Origin of the sequence: Achromobacter sp. SIMBA_011, assembly GCF_046535435.1 — a bacterium.
GTDB lineage: Bacteria > Pseudomonadota > Gammaproteobacteria > Burkholderiales > Burkholderiaceae_B > Achromobacter > Achromobacter dolens.
Genome location: NZ_JAWRWN010001390.1, coordinates 1 through 215, shown reverse-complemented (window position 1 = coordinate 215; position 215 = coordinate 1). Strand labels below are relative to the sequence as shown.

Below are 215 nucleotides of genomic sequence, written 5' to 3'. Positions count from 1 at the left end.
GCCTGGCTGTATTTGGACATGGAGAAGCAGAAGACGAAGTAGATCAGCGAGATGAACAGATACGCCTCCACCCCGAACCCGCGCCATGCCGCGTCGGACAGGGCCGCCTTGGCCGCCAGCGTCAGGTCGAAGATGCCAATGATCACCACCAGCGACGTGTCCTTGAACAGCGCGATGAAGATGCTGACCAGCGGCGGGATCACGATCTTGAGCGC

The 215-nt window shown here is 60.5% G+C and carries 1 pseudogene; it reads right to left on the bottom strand.

The annotated features are described in order from the left end of the window. Window positions 1–215 (bottom strand): annotated as a pseudogene (locus SB816_RS35600) (amino acid ABC transporter permease); the annotation flags it as partial.